The sequence below is a fragment of the Streptococcus sp. oral taxon 431 genome, from assembly GCF_023115445.1.
Taxonomy (GTDB): domain Bacteria; phylum Bacillota; class Bacilli; order Lactobacillales; family Streptococcaceae; genus Streptococcus.
On the sequence record NZ_JALDUI010000011.1, the window covers coordinates 1 to 17,292 of the forward strand.

Annotated in this window: 12 protein-coding genes; 1 reads left to right on the forward strand and 11 read right to left on the reverse strand. The window is 42.1% G+C overall.

Going from position 1 to position 17,292, the window contains the following annotated elements:
* Positions 1–206 precede the first annotated feature (206 nt).
* The 9 genes from M1R56_RS06685 to M1R56_RS06725 all read right to left on the reverse strand — a co-directional run bounded on the left by M1R56_RS06685 (position 207) and on the right by M1R56_RS06725 (position 12,592).
* Positions 207–1,466 carry a TRZ/ATZ family protein gene (locus M1R56_RS06685; RefSeq protein ID WP_248035215.1) on the reverse strand — a complete coding sequence of 420 codons (1,260 nt, stop codon included), beginning with the start codon at positions 1,464–1,466 and terminating at the stop codon, positions 207–209.
* A gap of 269 nt (positions 1,467–1,735) precedes the next feature.
* Positions 1,736–3,484 (reverse strand): ABC transporter ATP-binding protein, encoded by a 1,749-nt coding sequence (locus tag M1R56_RS06690; RefSeq protein ID WP_248035217.1) that lies wholly within the window; start codon positions 3,482–3,484, stop codon positions 1,736–1,738.
* Position 3,485: 1 nt separating this feature from the next.
* Positions 3,486–5,210: an ABC transporter ATP-binding protein gene (locus M1R56_RS06695; protein WP_248035219.1), complete on the reverse strand. Its 1,725-nt coding sequence runs from the start codon at positions 5,208–5,210 to the stop codon at positions 3,486–3,488.
* 50 nt (positions 5,211–5,260) lie between these two features.
* The gene (msrB, locus tag M1R56_RS06700; protein ID WP_248035221.1) at positions 5,261–6,199 is read right to left on the reverse strand and encodes a peptide-methionine (R)-S-oxide reductase MsrB; all 939 of its coding nucleotides are present in this window, start codon (positions 6,197–6,199) and stop codon (positions 5,261–5,263) included.
* A gap of 124 nt (positions 6,200–6,323) precedes the next feature.
* Positions 6,324–7,193, reverse strand: coding sequence for a homoserine kinase (thrB, locus tag M1R56_RS06705; RefSeq protein WP_248035222.1), 870 nt, complete (start codon positions 7,191–7,193; stop codon positions 6,324–6,326).
* Between the two features lies 1 nt (position 7,194).
* Positions 7,195–8,481 (reverse strand): homoserine dehydrogenase, encoded by a 1,287-nt coding sequence (locus tag M1R56_RS06710; RefSeq protein ID WP_248035224.1) that lies wholly within the window; start codon positions 8,479–8,481, stop codon positions 7,195–7,197.
* Between the two features lie 139 nt (positions 8,482–8,620).
* Positions 8,621–9,343, reverse strand: coding sequence for a peroxide stress protein YaaA (gene yaaA / locus M1R56_RS06715; RefSeq protein WP_248035226.1), 723 nt, complete (start codon positions 9,341–9,343; stop codon positions 8,621–8,623).
* A 45-nt stretch (positions 9,344–9,388) separates the two neighbouring features.
* On the reverse strand, positions 9,389–9,799 hold the full coding sequence (locus tag M1R56_RS06720; RefSeq protein ID WP_248035228.1) for a peptide deformylase: 411 nt from the start codon (positions 9,797–9,799) through the stop codon (positions 9,389–9,391).
* 108 nt (positions 9,800–9,907) lie between these two features.
* Entirely contained in the window at positions 9,908–12,592 is a 2,685-nt protein-coding gene (locus M1R56_RS06725) for a cation-translocating P-type ATPase (RefSeq protein ID WP_248035230.1), read from the reverse strand.
* A gap of 266 nt (positions 12,593–12,858) precedes the next feature.
* Here M1R56_RS06725 and M1R56_RS06730 point away from each other — a divergent pair, with 266 nt between their 5' ends.
* Positions 12,859–14,049, forward strand: coding sequence for a cation diffusion facilitator family transporter (locus M1R56_RS06730; RefSeq protein WP_248035232.1), 1,191 nt, complete (start codon positions 12,859–12,861; stop codon positions 14,047–14,049).
* Positions 14,050–14,089: 40 nt separating this feature from the next.
* Here the strand turns inward: M1R56_RS06730 and scrK are convergent, their stop codons facing one another.
* A complete protein-coding gene (scrK, locus tag M1R56_RS06735) occupies positions 14,090–14,977 on the reverse strand; it encodes a fructokinase ScrK (RefSeq protein ID WP_248035234.1) in 888 nt (295 codons plus the stop codon).
* Between the two features lie 307 nt (positions 14,978–15,284).
* Positions 15,285–17,165, reverse strand: a complete 1,881-nt coding sequence (locus M1R56_RS06740; protein WP_075230624.1) for a sucrose-specific PTS transporter subunit IIBC — start codon at positions 17,163–17,165, stop codon at positions 15,285–15,287.
* Positions 17,166–17,292: the final 127 nt, after the last annotated feature.

Sequence of the window (17,292 nt, forward strand, 5' to 3'; positions counted from 1 at the left end):
ATATCAGATGATGAGACAAAATATTTTTGAAAACAGAAAAAGACAAACACCAAAAATGACGTTTGTCTTCGTTCTGAAGAAGACTCTGTAAGGTCTTCTTTTTTCTTTACGGCCTACACAATAAATACTCACTCAATAAACTTGTTAGAGCATACGAAGTCAAGACAACACCGACCTAGCTTTAAAAAATTTAGAAAGAGTATCACTTACAAATCTACTGTTAGTACCTTCCCAGCTCTCACGACTTGCTCACCTGCAATGTAGACGTCATCAACATCACTGGATTTGACAGCATATACTAGGTGAGACAGCATGTTTTCTTGTGGTTGGAGATGGATTTTTCCTTGGGGCTGGATGACGAGAAAATCAGCTTGCTTGCCGATTTCCAAACTACCAATCTCATCTTCCATTCCCAACACCTTAGCACCCTCGATCGTCAGGGCCTTGAGGGCAGTTTCGATTGGAAATTGGCTGGCATCACCACTCTTCATTTTCTGTAAAAGTGCTGCAGTCCGCCCTTCCTCAAACATATCAAGGTTATTGTTAGAAGCAACTGAGTCAGTCGCAATACCGACTGGCACTCCTGCCTTTTGAAGTTGGACGACTGGTGCAATCCCTGAAGCTAGTTTGAGATTGCTGATAGGATTGTGGGCGATTGCAACTTGCGAATCTGCCAAGCGTGCTATCTCTGCTTCATTTAACTCCACTCCATGGGCAAATACAGCCTGATGATCTAAATACCCAAGTTCATCTAGAAAGGCTATTGGACGTTTGCCATAACGTTTCAGGATAATCCCTGACTCTTCTTTTGTTTCTGCCACATGAATATGAAGTGGAATATCTTCTTTTTTTGCTAGGTTCAAACTAGCCTCTAACAATTCTCGACTACAACTGTAGGGCGAATGAGGAGCCACCATAACCTTGAAATTGGGATCCTGATAGCCTTTGATTGTCTCGATAACAGCACGCGTTCTTGCTATGGTCTCATCAGTCGTCTCCATGTCTGAAGAAAAGAGGGTTGGAGAAAAATAGCAACGCATCTTGGAAGCCTTGACCACTTCATAAATCTTCTCTATCTCTACCCCATTTGGATTGTACATATCATTGAAAGTTGTCGTTCCCGACTGGAGCATCTCTGTCAGCGCCTCTTTGACGGCTTTTGTAGTCATCTCTGGTGTAAATTCTGCTTCTGCTGGCCAGATACAGTCTTCTAGCCATTCGTGGAGATTGCTATCATCACGAATCCCCCTCAAGCCTGTCATGGCAGAGTGGGTATGGCAGTTAACCAAACCAGGCATAATCCAAGCCCCCTGATAGTCTATGATTTGATCTGCTTGCTTGAGAATTTCTTGATTTCCCTGACCGACATAGACAATTTGAGAATTTTCAAGAGCTAGAATTCCATCTAAGTATACGTGGAAATCTTGGTCACAAGTAACGATATTTACATGCTGAAAGACTTTCATTCATAGGCTCCTTTTCTAAATTATACTCTTCGAAAATCAAATTCAAACCGCGTCAGCGTCCCCTTACCGTATATATGTTACTGACTTCGTCAGTTCTATCTACAACCTCAAAGCAGTGCTTTGAGCAACCTGCGGCTAGCTTCCTAGTTTGCTCTTTGATTTTCATTGAGTATTATCTTTCATACCAGATAATTTTTCTAGCTATTGTAACAAAAAAGTCACCCGAAGGCAACTTTTATTCTGTATTTGCTTAAGAAACTAGGTAAAGTCTATTCTGAGCTAAAAGCTGCTGCTTCTTGCATTTGATAATATTTCCCTTTTCTCGCCATGAGTTCCTGATGATTGCCATACTCGACAATATCTCCATCCACCAAGACAAGAATCAAATCAGCATCCTGAATGGTCGATAAACGGTGAGCGATGATAAAGCTTGTCCGCCCCTTCATGAGTTTGGCAAAGGCATCCTGAACCAGCACCTCGGTACGGGTATCAATGGATGAAGTCGCCTCATCTAAGATAAGAATCTTAGGAATGGCTAGAAAGACACGGGCAATAGTTAAGAGCTGAGCCTGACCAACAGACAAGGATTCCCCTGCATTTTCAAGCTTAGTATCGTAGCCCTGGGGCAACTGTTGGATAAAGAAGTCTGCGTTAGCTGCCTTGGCTGCCGCAATGACCTGCTCTCGACTTGCTTGAGGATTTCCAAAAGCAATATTGTCATGAATGGTTCCTTGCTTGAGCCAAGTTTCTTGAAGCACCATCCCAAACTGCTGTCGAAGAGAAGCTCGGGTATAGTCATAAATGGAATGACCATCCAATAAAATATCTCCAGAGTTAATCGGATAAAAACGCATGAGGAGATTGATGAGGGTTGACTTACCAGCACCAGTTGGCCCAACGATAGCAACCTTGCTACCAGCTGGGATATCAATGGACAGATCCTTTATCAATATCTTTTCAGGATTGTAACCAAAAGAAACATGTTTAAAGGAAATAGCTCCACTGACTTGGTCGCTGTTCAATTCTTTAAGGCCAGTTTCTGTAATCTCAGGGCTTTCTAAAACAGTATAAACACGTTCTGCACAAGCCAATGCACTCTGCAACTCGGCTAAGACCGATGAAATATCATTAAAAGGCTTAGTGTACTGCTGCACATAGTTCAAAAAGGTCACTAAACGTCCAACTGTCAAAGTAGAGCCCATCATGATACGGAAAGCCCCAACTCCAGCAAGAAGGGCATAAATGAGGGCATTGACAAAACGAGTTGAAGGATTGACTGTTGATGAATAAAAGATGGCCGACTGAGAATATCCTGCATAAGTATCGTTTGCCTCATGAAGTTTTTGGATAAATTCTTCTTGGGCATTGAAAGACTGGATAATAGTCTGTTGGGTAAGGGATTCCTCTATCAGCTGGGTTTGAATCCCCCTAGACTCTGTCTGTTTTTGAAAGAGATGGTAGGATCTCTTGGCAATAAAGCGTGAAATGACCATAGACAGAGGTGTTAAGAGCAAAACTAATAAAGTCATCAAAAGATGAATTTGAAGCATAGCAAGGATACTGACCAAAATCATCAGAACTCCGATGAAAAATTGGTTGAAAATCATGTTCAGTCCCGCTGCCAACTGTTCAATATCTGTCGTCACACGGCTGACCATTTCTCCACTCCCCTGTCTGTCTACCAAGGCAATCGGGAGACGATGGAGTTTTTTAATGATTTTTTCACGTAAATCTCTGGTATAGGAAAAAATGAGACGATTATAGAGAAGGGGATTGGCCCATTGTACCAGTGTATTTCCTATGACCACCAATATCATCTGGAGGAAAATCTGCCAAAATACCTGAGATGAACCATCGACTAGGACTTGGTCAATCACCTGTCCTATCAAGATTGGTAGATAGATTGATAGGGCTACCTGAGCAATGGTACCTAAGAAAGCCAGGAAAAGAAGGACGGGATGGCCAGCTAAATCTTTTGCTAATCGTTTAAGGGTTTGACTTGCATGTTTGCCTTTCATTCTAGTCCTCCTTTCCATGTTGGGATGCATTGATTTCACGATAGACTTGGCTAGTCTCCATCAATTCCTTATGATTTCCAAGTGCTAATTGCTCCCCTTTCTCTAAAAGGAGAATTTGATCAGAAATCTTCAAGGTTGAAGTTCGTTGGGAAATCAAGATCAAACTGGTGTTTGGTAGCTTATCTTGAACAGCCTTCAGAAGATTGGACTCGGTGATGGTATCAAGGGCTGAAGTCGCATCATCCAAGATGAGAAAAGATGCTTGATGCAAGACTGCCCGGGCAATCGACAAGCGTTGCTTTTGTCCACCTGAAAAATTACGACCGCCTGCTTGAACCTCTGCGTCCAACTGACCTTCCTTTTCACTGACAAAGTCCTTGGCCTGAGCAATTTCCAAAGCCTGCCAGAGTTCTTGGTCAGAGACAGTTTCTTCCATACCCAGAGTCAAGTTAGAACGAATGGTTCCCTTAAAGAGTTCAACCTTTTGAGAAACATATGCCATCCAGGACCGCCATTCAGAAAGATTGCGAGGACTACGTCCATCTCGATAAAGGGAAATACTTCCCTTATCTGCCGGATAGATCCCAAGTAGGACTTGTACCAAGGTCGATTTACCAGAACCAGTCCCACCGATGATTCCAAGAATTTGTCCTTGTTGCATAGCAAAAGAAAGATTTTGCAAGGATGGTTGAGCAGCATCTGGGTAGGTAAAGCTCAAGTGTTCAACTCGTAAGGACTGGTTCGAGGAAGTTTCTTTTTGAGCAATTTCTGCCAGTATATCTTCAGGTTTTTCAGCGAAGACTTCTTTAATCCGCTTGGCAGAAATATAAGACTGGTTGAGTGAATTAATGAGCATGGCTAGTTTTATCAACTCTACCAAGATTTGTAGAAGATAGTTAATCAGGGCAATCAAGGCGCCTTGACTGAGGAGTCCGCCTTGGATAGAAATATAGCCATTCCAGATAATCACTAGCAAGGTTCCATTGACGATCAAATAGGTCAAGGGGGGCAAGAGAGTGGACCAATAGCCTGTTTTCATTTGGATAGCTGTATAGACTTGATTGAGTACTTGGAAGTTCTCGATTTCTCGTCTTTCTTGGCCAAAGGCACGAATCACACGCATACCTTGTATCTGTTGGCGTGTTTCCTGAACCAGCTGGTCTGTTTTCTTTCTCAAAATACTATAGAGAGGATTGACCAAGCGTGATAACACGACAATGACAAAGGACAAAATGGCAACCATGACCAAAAACCAGAAGGTCAATTCAGGCGAGAGACGATAAGCCATAAAAATGGCACCAAAAACAATAATAGGAGCCCTTAAAAATAGGCGTAAAAATTGATTGATCCCTGTCTGAATCTGATAGGTATCTGAAGTCAAACGCGTCACCAAACTCGAGGTCGTTAAACGGTCTCTACTATCCTTGGGCAAGGAAAGAATATGACGATAGAGGTCATTGGTCAACTCCTTGGCAAATCCTACTGCTGCCTTGGCTGAGTAAAACTGAGCAACTAAGGCAACTAAAACGCCGATAACCGCAAAAACAAAGAGGAAACCCATTTGCATCCAGAGGTGACCCTGATCTTTTTTTGGGAGAGATTGGTCGACAATCCCAGCTATAATCATAGGAACTAAGAGTTCAAAAACAGCCTCTAGTAACTTAAACAAGGGGGCTAGGAAAGACTCTTTGAGATAGGGTTTAAAGTAAGAAAGTAATTGTTTCATGTATCCCTTCTATTTCCAAAATGAAGAAGGTGGAAAAACCACCATCTTTTTTATTTGTTCAAATATGGAAGTAGATAGCCATATCCAGCCTCTTCCATTTCATTCTTAGCGATAAAACGTAAGGATGCAGAATTGATACAGTAACGGAGACCACCCAGTTCACGAGGGCCATCTGTGAAGACGTGCCCCAAATGAGCATTCCCTGAACGTGAACGAACTTCGATACGTTCCATGCCATGACTCAAGTCCTGGTAGTAATGAATGAGTTCCTTGGAAATAGGACTGCTAAAGCTTGGCCAACCACAGCCTGAGGCAAACTTATCCTTGGCAAAGAAGAGGGGCTCACCAGTCGTGATATCGACATAAATTCCTTCCTCAAAAGTTTGGTCATAAGCATTGCTAAAAGGAGCTTCCGTCGCAGCTTCTTGGGTAACTCTATAAGACTCTTCTGACAAATTTTCTCTTAAAACTGCCTGACTCGGTTTTTCGTAGTTAGCAGCGTCTATCAGTGGTTTCTCAGCATCCCTCACATCTATGTGGCAATAACCACCAGGATTTTTCTTGAGGTAGTCTTGGTGATAGTCTTCAGCCAAGATGTAGTGACGTAGTTTCTCCACTTCCACTGCTATCTTGCATCCAAGCATGCGCTCCTGCTCTTGGACAAGAGCATAGATAGTCGGTAAATCCTCTTCATCTTGATAATAAATCCCTGTGCGGTATTGACGACCACGGTCATTTCCTTGTTGGTTGACAGATAGTGGATCGATAACTCGGAAATAATAGAGTAAAATCTCACGAAGCGAGACCGCCTTTTCGTCGTAGACGACTTGCACAGTCTCTGCGTGATCTGTTTCTTTGATCAGTTGATAATTGGTGGTTTCTACCTGACCATTGGCATAACCAACACTTGTTTGCAGCACTCCAGAAATACAGGAAAAGTATTCTTCTAAGCCCCAAAAGCAACCACCTGCTAGATATATTTCTGCCATTTCAAATCCTCCTTGACCGTCTGTCGGTCGCTAAACACGGGAAACAATTTATATCCCATGTTTCATTTTCAAAAAAAGGACAGGAAGCCCTCTAATAGAGAGTTTCCCCATCCCATTGCTATGTTTATGTTGCTTCGACGCGAACGCCTTGTGTATCTACTTGCAAATCATGAAGTTTTCCTTTGAACGGTTGCTTTTCAAGCTCAGCCTTAATTTTAGGCATCTTATCAGGCTCAGCTAGAACCATGACTGTAGGCCCAGCACCAGACAAGTAGGTCGCATAAGCACCATTTCTCTTGGCAACTTTTTTTATGGTCGCAAATTCTCGCACCAAATCTTGACGGTAACGCTCATGGAAAAGGTCACTCTCAATAGCCTGGCCTGCTTTGACCATATCTCCAGTCAGTAGGGCTGCAATAGCCACATTGGCGATAGAACTTGCTGCAACAGCTTCTTTATAAGAAAGTTTCTTAGGCAAGACACCACGACTATCTCGAGTTCGCAATTCATAGTTTGGAATATAAGCTAGGAAAGCACATTCTGGGAAAGGCGCCACAACAGCAGAAACCTGACCTTCTACCGAACTAGCAATTACGAGATTGCCATAGATAGCAGGTGCAACATTATCAGGATGCCCTTCGATCTTAGTCGCCAATTGCAATTTATCGTGATCGCTTAATTTCAAATTTCCGAGTTGATTTGCCAGCTCAATTCCTGCAACGATGACTGAACTAGAAGAACCAAGTCCACGCGCAAGTGGAATATCACTGATCATTTTCAGGCGTCTGGGTTGTAGGTCTGGAACAATTTGTAAAGCAATCTTCAGCAAAAGATTACGTTCATCACGTGGAATCCATTTGCCTAATTGGTGCTCGATCATCCATTCTTCACGTTCCTCACAAACCTGAATTTCTAGATACTTAGTTACAGCTACACCAACAGAGTCAAAACCAGGACCCACATTGGCACTTGTAGCAGGTACAATAATCTTCATCTTAGTCTCCTAAAACCTTGAAGGTGTTGAGAAGTTCAAATTCAGCTATACCCTTCAAAGCTGATGTAATATTTTCAAGTTGCGCCTTGTTGATTTTATGAGTGATGATGACAACACGAGCCTTGCCTTCTTGCTTACCATCTTGAAGGATTTGCTTGAAGGAAATATCTTCTGCATTAAAGAGCTCAGCCAATTTCAAGACTTGACCTTTTGAATCTGGAGCCAAGATTGAGAAATAGTAGTTAGCTTTGACATCTTCTGGCTTAGCCAAGACTACTGGACGGCTGTATTCATTAAAGGCTTTTCCAATTGTTCCATCATTCAGACGACGAACGATGCGGGCAATATCAGCCACAACACTTGTTGCAGTTGGTTTTTGACCAGCACCTGGTCCATAGTACATAGACTCCCCGATACCGATAGACTCTACAAAGACTGCATTCATAACACCATTAACACTCGCAAGTGGATGTGCTTTAGGAAGGAAGGTTGGCGTAACCTCAGCAGCAATACCAGATGCCGTTTCTTCAACAGAACCAACCAATTTGACTACGTAACCAAGTTCTTGAGCTACTGCTACATCTTCTGGAGTAATGTTGCGAATTCCTTGGTGGCCTACATCTTCAAACTTGACATTCATCCCAAAGGCGAACTGACTGAGGATGACCATCTTGTAAGCCGCATCAATCCCGTCAACGTCATTGGTAGGGTCGCTTTCAGCAAAGCCAAGTCGTTGGGCTTCTGCCAAAGCATCCTCGTAAGACCAACCTTCGGTTACCATTTTAGTCATCATGAAGTTAGATGTTCCATTGACAACACCAAGAACACGAGTGATTTTGTCTGATGCTAGTGAGTTAACCAAGGTACGAAGGATTGGGATTCCTCCTGCAACAGCTGCTTCATAGTATAGGGCAACATTGTGAGCTTTGGCTACCTCAAGCAATTCTGCACCATGGACTGCCAAAAGATCCTTGTTAGCTGTCACGACATGTTTCCCTGCTTCTAAAGCACGAGTGATAAAGGTTTTAGCAGGTTCGATACGCCCCATCAACTCAACAACGATCGTGATGTCTTTGTCTGACAAGATTTCATCGATATTTGTTACAAAATTAAAATCATTTCCTGCTTCAAGCAAGCGGGCTTTCTCTTGATCGTCTTTGACCAAAACTTTAGCTACTTCAATTTCTGACTGGGCTGCTTGAACAATTTTTTCTTTATTTTCCTTTAGCAAGAATGGCACACCACTGGCTACTGTACCAAATCCAAGTAAAGCAATCTTAACTGACATGTTTGTCTCCTCGAAATTTTCTAATAGTCCTATTATACCAAAATTGTGAGAAAATTCCTACCATTCTAAACTAAAAATAAGAGCATCAAATCACAAAAAGTCTGCCCTGATACAATTTAGGACAGACTCTATTTTCTACCTATTTCACAAAAGCCAATTCCTTGTCACTAGACAAGTCTTCTCGATAATTGAAACCCGCAAAGCTGAGCTTTTTAATCTCTTCAACCGAAGTTACCTGACCTTCCATCAAGGCTGTCAAAAAGGCTCCTCGGGATTTTTTAGAAATAGTTGAGTGGATTTTTAGTTTACCATCTCGCTCTTCCATAAACTTAAAGGTCACCATTTTCTCACGGATTTTTTTAGGAAAGACAGTTTCAAACTCTGAAGACAAGAGAGAAAAGATTAACTCCTGCTCTTTCATTGACTCCTCATAAGCTACCTGCCAGTGACTTTTCAGGCTTTTCCCAGCAATTTTAAGCTTCATCAAAAAGTCCAGTCTGTGAGGTGCAATCGGTGCAAAGGCTGGAATCACACCATAGAGAGCTGATGTTATCATGAGGTGTTTCTCCAGATAGGCTTGCTCTTTCTTGGTTAGATTTTCTCGTTTAATGTTGCGATACATAAGTCCATCAAAGAGGTGCAAGGCTGGATAGTTTCTAGCCGTTCCATTTTTCAAGGCTTGGATATGGTCATACTCCTCTTGCGCCTTTTCGGCAGAGATTTTATAAAAACTCTCTAGTTCTTGGGCAGAATATCTAGCTAATTCATCCAGAACAGCCTGACTCTCAGGAGACAAAGGTTTTGCCTCTAAACTAGGAACATTTGTATTCATTTCTTTTGCGGTTGGGATTAGAATTTTCATAGTCTTAGTGTAGCATATTTTTCTAGGAGCACCAAGGATTTGAGCCTAAATAATACGACCTTCCAAATGATCCAATTCATGCTGACAAATCTGCGCTGGAAAGCCTGTCAGGGTAATGGTCTGCTCTTGCCAATGAATATCTCTGTAACTTACTGTAATTTTTTCATATCGAGTTGTTGGTCTCACGCCTGTCAAAGACAAACAACCTTCCTCGGTCTCGTAAGGCCCTTCAAAAGACTTGAGAACGGGATTAAACATAACCATAGGAATCATGCCGATATTAAAAATAATGACACGTTTTCGTACCCCAATCATATTGGCTGCTAGTCCAACACAGGTCTCACGATTGGCCTGTAGGGTATCTTGTAAATCCTTTGCTAGGGGTAAATCCTCCTGACTAGCAGGCTGAGATACCTGCGATAAAAACATCATATCTTTGACAATTTTCTTTTCCAAGATTCTTTCCTCCATACCATATCATTATCTTTGATTATAGCACAAAATCTTTGGCAGTTTATCTTTATATAAATAAAAAGCCATCCGAAGATGACCTTTCATAAGTGATTAAATCGCGTTTTTATCTTTTCCAAGTGCTCGTTGAACTGCTTTAACAATCTCAACAAGGACCACAATCATAAGTGCTCCTACGGCAACAACCATCCATTGAGTCAAGCTCAAGTGTGACACGTGGAAGAGATTATTAAATCCAGGAACCAAAATTGTCACCACAAAGAGGACAAAGGCAACTGGGATAGACCAGTTAAAGGTCTTGTTCGTAAAGAGTCCCACTTTAAAGATTGATTGGTAAACCGACTTAACGTTAAAGGCATGGAGCAATTGAATCAAACCGAGAGTTGCAAAAGCCATGGTAAGGGCATCCGCATGGATTTCTGCATGACTTTGGTGCTCTGGGAAGAGAAGAGCCCAACCATAAACACCTAAAACGAGCATCGTTTGGAAGATCCCTTGATAAATGATTGCTCCGAATACACCACCGTCAAAGAAGTTAGATTTACGTCCACGAGGTTTGTGGGTCATCACGCCTGGCTCAGCTGGTTCAACACCAAGAGCGATGGCTGGAAGCGTATCTGTTACCAAGTTAATCCAGAGAAGATGCACTGGTTGCAACACATCCCAACCAAATAGGGTTGCGAAGAAGATGGTGAAGACTTCAGCCATATTGGCAGACAAGAGGTATTGGATAGATTTTTGGATATTTGAGAAGACCTTACGTCCTTCTTCAACCGCTACGATAATGGTTGCAAAGTTGTCATCGGCAAGGACCATATCAGAAGCACCCTTAGAAACCTCTGTACCAGTAATTCCCATACCGATACCGATATCAGCTGTCTTCAGTGATGGCGCGTCATTAACTCCATCACCAGTCATGGCAACAACCTTACCTTCTTTTTGCCATGCTTTCACGATACGAACCTTATGCTCAGGTGATACACGAGCGTATACAGAGTATTGTTTGAAGACTTTTTGGAATTCTTCATCAGAAAGTTCATTCAACTCAGCCCCTGTGAAGACATGGTCTTCTGTATCATTTGGATTGATGATACCAAGACGTTTAGCAATAGCTTCTGCTGTATCTTGGTGGTCACCCGTGATCATGATTGGACGAATACCCGCTTCCTTAGCGACACGAACAGCTTCTGCTGCTTCAGGACGTTCAGGGTCAATCATACCGACCAAACCAGAGAAGATAAGGTCAGACTCAACGATTTCAGATTCCAAGGTTGGGATTTCGTTGCTGGTCTTATAAGCCATCATCAAAACACGAAGAGCTTGTTTAGCCAAGTCTTTGTTGGTAGCAAGGATAGCATTTTTATCTTCTTCTGTGATAGGACGAACTTCCCCATTAACTTCAATACGAGTCACACGTTTGAGCAATTGGTCAGGAGCACCCTTAACAGCGATAAAGTAAGTACCGTCTGCTTCCTTATGGATCGTAGACATAAGTTTACGTTCTGAGTTAAATGGTAATTCTGCCACACGTGGCTCATCCTTCAAAACTTCACGAACGTCAAAGTTGTGGTCCAAACCAAACTGTACCAAGGCAGTCTCCGTTGGATCTCCAATCAATTTACCAGATGGATCCACCTTTGTATCATTGGCAAAGTTCATGATACGAAGGGTATTGTTGCTAGGAGCAATCTCAGCTGCAGAGCTTTGCAATTGACCGTTGGTGTAAACCTTCTCAACCGTCATTTGGTTCATAGTCAAAGTACCTGTTTTATCAGATGCTATGATTTCTGTTGAACCAAGCGTTTCAACCGCTGGCAATTTACGAACAATCGAATTACGTTTGGCAAGGGTTGTTGTTCCCAAAGAGAGAACGATGGTTACAATGGCAGGGAGACCTTCTGGAATCGCTGCAACCGCAAGAGCAACTGCAACCATCAAGCCTTCCAACGGATGCTCACCACGAACGAATACACCAACCAAGAAAGTGATAATCGCAATCACAACGATTAAGTAAGTCAAGGCTTTAGATAATTGTTCCAAGCTTTGCTTCAATGGTGTTTCTGTCTCATCGGCATTAGCCAACATATCTGCAATCTTACCAACTTCTGTATACATACCAGTATTGGTTACGACACCAATACCACGACCGTAAGTTACGTTTGAGTTTTGGTAACTCATATTAACGCGGTCCCCAATACCAGCATCTGCTTCTACCACTTGAGTAATATCTTTTTCAACTGGTACAGATTCACCAGTAAGAGCAGCTTCTTCGATTTTAAGAGACGCCGCTTCAAGCAAACGCATATCGGCAGGCACCACATCTCCAGCTTCTAGCAAGACGATGTCCCCAGGCACCAATTCTTTTGAGTCAATCTCAATGACATGACCATCACGACGAACACGAGCCATCGGGCTAGACATATTTTTCAACGCTTCAATGGCTGCTTCAGCTTGCCCTTCTTGGTAAACACCAAAGGCTGCATTCAAGACAACTACGGCCAAGATGATAATGGCATCTGTTAAACCGTCCATGCCTTCTGTAATCACAGAAAGTGCGGCCGCCGCCAACAAGATGATGATCATCAAATCCTTAAATTGATCAAGGAATTTAGCTAGTAGGCTACGTTTTTCGCCCTCTTCTAACTCATTTCGACCATAAGTTGCTAAGCGTTCTTGAGCTTGAGCAGTTGACAAACCTTCGACAGATGAATCCAGATTCTTTAGTACTTCCTCAGAAGATTGCGTATAAAACAAGTCTTTATTTTGTTCTTTTGACAAAACAGTCTCCTCCTTTTTGGCCTCTTTTTACAAAAAAAGAGACCTGTTTTTTAAAAAAACAAGTCTCGCTGTTTAATATAGTGCCGGAAATAATTCGTAATGACGACACTATCGCGGTTTCCCGCCAGCTACTCCCTTGAGTAGTTCTATTATAACAGATTTTCAAAAGTTTTCAAGTGCTGGAGTGGAGTGAGTCACCTCCATTTGAATTTTCCTTACAAAACCAGTATAATGATAGAATACAAAAATTCTAGGAAGAGAGTTAGATGAATCAATCGGTTTCAAACTTAAAATTGGCTGAGCGTGGTGCCATCATCAGCATTTTGACCTATCTATTCTTATCTGCAGCTAAGCTAGCAACCGGACACTTGCTCCATTCATCCAGTTTGGTGGCTGATGGTTTTAACAACGTTTCAGATATTGTCGGAAACGTGGCCCTTCTAATCGGGATTCGTTTGGCTCGCCAACCGGCAGATAGAGATCATCGCTTCGGCCACTGGAAAATAGAGGATTTGGCAAGTCTCATCACTTCCATCATCATGTTTTACGTTGGTTTTGATGTTCTACGCGACACCATTCAAAAGATACTCAGCCGAGAGCAAACGGTCATTGATCCACTTGGGGCGACTCTGGGAGTCAGCTCCGCCATCATCATGTTTGCAGTTTATCTCTACAATACCCATCTGAGTAAGCAATCTAAGTCCAAAGCTCTCAAGGCAGCAGCCAAGGATAATTTGACAGATGCCGTAACATCACTTGGAACATCTATTGCTATCCTGGCTAGTAGCTTTAACTATCCAATCGTGGATAAGTTGGTCGCCATTATCATTACCTTCTTTATTCTGAAAACTGCTTATGATATCTTTATCGAGTCATCCTTCAGCCTTTCTGATGGTTTTGATGAACACTTGCTCGAAGATTACCAAAAAGCTATCCTGGAAATTCCTAAGATTAGCAAGGTCAAATCACAACGCGGTCGTACTTATGGAAGCAATATTTATCTAGACATTACTCTGGAAATGAACCCAGATCTGTCTGTTTATGAGAGTCACGAGATCGCTGACAGGGTCGAATCCATGCTGACAGAACGCTTTGGTGTCTTTGATACAGACATTCATATCGAACCAGCACCGATTCCTGAAGATGAAATTCTTGATAATGTCTATAAAAAATTGCTCATGAGAGAGCAACTAATTGACCAAGGAAATCAATTGGAAGAATTACTGGCTGAAGATTTCATTTATATTCGCCAAGACGGACTAGAACTAGACAAGGAAGCCTATAAGGAGGAAAAAGAATTAACCACTGCTATCAAAGAGCTTCACTTAACGTCCATTAGTCAGAAGACAAAACTCATCCGCTATCAGATAGGTGATACTATTCATACAAGTATCTGGCGCAGACATGAAACTTGGCAAAATATATTCCATCAGGAAACGAAAATTGAAAAAGACTAAAGAAAGAGGCCGGGATAAATCTCGACCTCATTTTTTATACTTATTTTGCTACGCTCTTAGCAAGAACGAAGTTTCCAAGTGTAGCTGAACCATTACCTGAAACAGCTGGTGTTACGATATAGTCACGCACATCCGGAACTGGTAGGTAACCATTGAGCAAGGATGTGAATTTCTCACGTACACGGTCAAGCATGTGTTGTTGGGCCATAACACCACCACCAAAGACGATGACATCTGGACGGAAGGTTACAGTTGCATTTACAGCTGCTTGAGCGATATAGTAGGCTTGAACATCCCAAACAGAACTGTTGAGTTCGATGTTTTCACCACGAATTCCTGTACGAGCTTCTAAGCTTGGACCAGCCGCAAAACCTTCTAAACATCCCTTATGGAAAGGACAAACACCGTTGAATTCTTTTTCAATATCCATTGGGTGTTTAGCCACATAGTAGTGTCCCATCTCAGGGTGACCCACGCCACCGATAAACTCACCACGTTGGATGACACCTGCACCGATACCTGTCCCGATTGTGTAGTAAACCAAGTTCTCGATACGGCCACCAGCATTGTTACGGGCAACCACTTCACCGTAGGCAGAGCTGTTTACGTCTGTAGTGAAGTACATTGGCACGTTTAGGGCGCGACGAAGGGCACCAAGTAAGTCCACATTTGCCCAGTGAGGTTTTGGAGTTGTTGTGATAAAGCCATAAGTTTTTGAGTTTTTGTCAATATCAATGGGACCAAATGAACCAATTGCAAGACCTGCAAGATTATCAAATTTTGAAAAGAACTCGATGGTTTTATCGATTGTCTCGATAGGAGTTGTTGTTGGAAATTGTGTTTTTTCTACAATGTTAAAGTTTTCATCACCGACAGCACAGACAAATTTTGTACCGCCCGCTTCCAAGCTTCCATATAATTTTGTCATGATAAACCTCTAGTTTTTATTTTCTCTATTATAGCATATTTCAAGAAGGAAAGTTGCTCTATATTTTAGTTTTTCCTCTGTAAATTTTACGATTCAATCAAAAACGAACAAACATGACATTTGTTCGTTTTTTGATCTATTAAATCGAAAGTAGTGTACTCAATGAAAATCAAAGAACAAACTAGGAATCGAGCTGCGGATTGCTCAAAGCACGGCTTTGAGGTTGTAGATAGAACTGACGAAGTCAGTAACACATACATACGGCAAAGCGAGTATGACGCAGTTTGAATTTGATTTTCGAAGAGTATTAAGCTTTAACTTCGATGATTGCATCACCTTTAGCAACTGATCCAGAAGCAACTGGATTTACTGAAGCAAAGTCTGCAGTGTTTGTCACGATAACCATTGTTGTGTTATCAAGACCTACAGCAGCAATCTTAGCTGAGTCAAATGTTCCAAGAACATCTCCAGCTTTAACCTTGTCACCTTGAGCAACTTTTTGGTCAAATCCTTCACCGTTCATTGAAACAGTGTCGATACCCACGTGGATCAAGATTTCAGCTCCGTTTGCAGTTTTCAAACCATAAGCATGTCCTGTTGGGAAGACGATTGTCACTTCAGCATCAGCTGGGGCGTAAACAACATCTTGACTAGGTTTTACAGCGATACCTTGTCCCATAGCTCCACTTGAGAAGACTGGGTCATTAACATCTGAAAGGGCAACTACGTCACCAACGATTGGTGTTTGGATTGTTTCGTCTGTTAGCTTAGATGCAGTTTCTACTACTTCTTCGCTAACTTCAGGCTTTTTTACAGTTGATTCTCCATCAGTTTCATCTTCATAACCAAACATGTAAGTAAGAGCAAAACCAAGAGCGAATGATACAGCTACCATAAGAAGGTATTGTGGAAGTTGTCCGTTACCAATGTAAAGCATTGTACCAGGGATGATTGTGATACCATTACCAGTACCAGCAAGACCAAGGATAGATGCCAATCCACCACCGATTGCACCAGCGATCAATGAAAGGAAGAATGGTTTACGGAAACGCAAGTTAACCCCGAAGATAGCAGGCTCAGTAATACCTAGGAAGGCAGAAAGAGCAGCTGGGAAAGCAAGTGTTTTAAGTTTTGGATTTTTAGTTTTCACACCAACGGCTACTGTTGCAGCACCTTGAGCAGTCATGGCAGCTGTGATGATAGCGTTGAATGGGTTAACATGGTCAGTAGCAAGCAATTGAACTTCAAGCAAGTTGAAGATGTGGTGAACACCTGATACGACGATAACTTGGTGAACTCCACCAATCAAGAAACCACCAAGACCAAATGGCAAGTTAAGGATAGCTTTTGTTCCAAGAAGGATATAGTTTTCAACAACGTGGAAGACTGGTCCGATAACAAACAAACCAAGAATTGACATTACGAGGAGTGTTACGAATGGTGTTACCAAGAGATCAAGTACATCTGGAACCACTCTACGAACAGCTTTTTCAAACTTAGCTCCGACAACCCCGATGATGAAGGCCGGAAGAACTGAACCTTGCAAACCAACAACTGGGATAAATCCGAAGAAGTTCATAGCAGTTACTTCACCGCCAGAAGCAACAGCCCAGGCATTTGGAAGTGAACCAGAAACGAGCATCATACCAAGAACGATACCAACAGCTGGGTTACCACCAAATACACGGAAGGTTGACCAAACAACCAAACCTGGCAAGATAATGAATGCTGTGTCAGTCAAGATTTGAGTGTAAGTTGTAACATCTTCTGGAAGTGTCATTCCAAGAGCATTCAAGAGACCACGAACACCCATGAAGAGACCAGTTGCTACGATAACTGGAATGATTGGAACAAAGACGTCACCAAAAGTACGGATGGCACGTTGGAACCAATTTCCTTGTTTAGCAGCTTCTGCCTTCATCTCATCCTTAGATGTCGTTGGCAAACCAAGAGCTACGACTTCATCGTACATCTTGTTAACTGTACCTGTACCAAAGATGATTTGGTATTGACCTGAGTTAAAGAAAGCACCTTGAACTTTTTCCAAGTTCTCAATAGCATCTTTGTTAATCTTCGCTTCATCTTTCACCATAACACGAAGGCGAGTAGCACAGTGAGCTACACTGTTAACATTCTCACGTCCGCCCAAGGCTTCGATGACTTTTTTTGCAATTTCTGTATTGGTCATTTGCAAAAATCTCCTTATAAAAAAATTTGTTCTTGTTTGAAAGCGATTTTACTCGCCCCACGAATATTATTCTATCACGTTTAAAAAATATGTCAAGCGTTTTGCAGAAAAAATTTTGCTATTTTTT